The sequence below is a fragment of the Nocardia sp. NPDC102475 genome (assembly GCF_055584605.1).
The window spans coordinates 1-2262 of sequence record NZ_JBVJLS010000065.1; the positions used below are offsets into that span (position 1 = coordinate 1).

Consider the following 2262-nt stretch of genomic DNA (forward strand, 5'->3'; position numbering starts at 1 on the left):
AGGGCACATCGAACATGGGAACGGGGATGAACTGCGGTTTTCGTGTGGGCGGTTGGTGATCGAGGCCGAATACCCGTTGTAGGTGGGTAGGGTCGGTGTATCGGCGGGGCCGTTGGTTGCCAAGCCATCTGGGGAAGACTGTTGGCCTGGTTTCCGGCCGAGACCCCGCGATCACTTTCCGCTCTGCGTGTTTCGTGTCCGCTTCCTGACGGCTGGGCAGCCCGATTTTCGGGTTCTTGTTGTGGTGTCCGGGTTGGGGACTGTAAATACAACTGGACAGACCCACACAATCCCTTCAACATTCCATACGGTCTTTCAGGAAGACCGACTTGCTGCCGACAACGCAGAGAATCAACCGCTGGTAGGGCGCATTCGTCGCTACCGCCCGCCCTCGCGTCCGCAGGTTCTGGGCACGTCGAGTTTCAGTGCCGTGCTACAGGCGCAGCGCGTGGGCGGCGAATGCTTGTCGGCCGTTGATCGTCAGGTCTGTTGCGTTGATGACGGTCGGGTTGTCGAATCGGTCCAGATCCAATTCGTCGGCTGGAACGACTTTCGTGAACCATTCGTCATAGAAGTGATTCAAGACCGGTACCGCTGAGGGGTTCGGTTGTGAGGTGCCGACGAACCGTGCGGCGATGTCCTGTTGGGAAATGCCACTGCCGTGCAAGGCCGCACGGATTTGTGCCCACATCGGGTCGTCGAGGACACGGGCGAACGAGAGAAGTCCTTCCCCGATCGGCACGGACGGTGTGCGCAGGTCGTACAGGCATGCCTGTACGACCTGTTCGCGGATATCGCGCAAAACGGCGGAAAGCCGGTCGTCCGAGGGGGATTCCTGACACTGGTGGTAGATCAGGATGGTTGATGCGTGATGAAGGCCGAATTCGTGTCGGTAGGTGTTGAGGATGCGGCGACCGTCCTCGTCGGAGTGGGCGGTGGCAACGGCGTGAGCGAGGAGCGCGAAGATGACGTTGCCCCAGTCGGAATACAGTTCTCCCGGGCGTGGTGCCAGTCGGCGGGTGAGTGAGACCGCGGCTGCCGCGCTGGCGGTGGAGGTGGATGATTCGATGAGGGCGAGGTAGCGATTCATCTTGCTCAACAGGACGCGCCGCTGTGGGCTGGCCTCTGTGAGCTAATCGCTGATGACGGAGGTGTGGTCGAGTTCGCCGCGATCGAGCAGATCTCGGAATGCCTCACGGACCATCGTGTCGCTCAGATCGCCTTCGGGGATCGCGAACTGGAAGTAGCGGGCGAAGTAGTCTCGGTCGTTGATCCGACAATCGGCCGAGCGCTGCGTCCATACCGCGCCCTCGATGTGGGGCAGGTTGGGGAAGAGAGCAACCAGCATCCGATTGACCGCGATCACTGTCTCGCTGCCCGTGCCGGTGGGAAGAGCGGTGCGAATGCGGTCGGGCCACTGTTCTGGTGGGTTCGTGTTGTGGTCGCGGGGAGAGAGCAGGTTCCGCCGCCAGGTCGGGATTTGGTCGTAGAGGTCGGGGTAGTTCAACCGGATGTAGGTGATGACGGCCGCGTCGAACAGGTCGACCTCATCGGGACCGACCAGCGAGCACAGCACATCGGTCTGCAGGCAGAGCTGTTTGATGCTGCGCAGGGTCAGCGAGTTGGGATCCGGCAGAACGTTGAGCAACTCGTCGACCGCGTACCGGGTGGCGGGTGCGTCGGTGGCGAGGTCGAGATTGCGTGCGACGGTTTCGAGTTCGCGACGCAGTTCGGTCTCGATATGGATGCGTTGGATCGGGGAAGGACGAATTGGTATTGGACGATCTTCTCGAGGTATCGGTGGGCGCGGTCGCGAGCGAGGTCGGAACATGTGAGCAGATCCAGCACCGTGGTCTTGTCGTAGGCGAGCAGATAGTGCACGTTCGGGAACCGTCCGAGCAGCCGCACCGCCTTCATGACAGCCAGGAGTTCATCTGTGTGCAGGCGATCCAGATCGTCCACCACGACGAGCACCGTGATACCGGCTTCCCGGATCGCGTCCGAGATCTTGTCGAATCTCACCTGGAAGGGATCTTCGGATACGTTCACCGTGCCGAGCCGATCGGCGAGCGCGTCAGCGCCTGCCTGCCATGCTGCGTCGACACCACCGGGCGCGTGCTTGTCGATGACGGCGGTCGCCAGCTTCTTGACCACTGCGGTCGCGATCGGTGCGGCGGCCTTCAGCATGTCTCGCGCTGTGGTCGCCTCCGTGGGAAGGGCGGACGCGATCGCGCTGTAGAACTCGGTGATGAGTGAATCGAT

General features: G+C 61.8%; 3 protein-coding genes. All 3 read right to left on the minus strand.

All coding sequences use genetic code 11. The features are described from left to right. Positions 1 to 433: 433 nt before the first annotated feature. Positions 434 to 1099, minus strand: coding sequence for a hypothetical protein (locus ACZ60G_RS44035; protein ID WP_465818370.1), 666 nt, complete (start codon positions 1097 to 1099; stop codon positions 434 to 436). Between the two features lie 33 nt (positions 1100 to 1132). After that, on the minus strand, positions 1133 to 1648 hold the full coding sequence (locus ACZ60G_RS44040; RefSeq protein WP_465818372.1) for a hypothetical protein: 516 nt from the start codon (positions 1646 to 1648) through the stop codon (positions 1133 to 1135). Further along, positions 1615 to 2262 (minus strand): KAP family P-loop NTPase fold protein (locus tag ACZ60G_RS44045; RefSeq protein WP_465818374.1); only part of this gene is annotated, 648 nt, incomplete at its 5' end. The genes ACZ60G_RS44040 and ACZ60G_RS44045, both read right to left, overlap by 34 nt.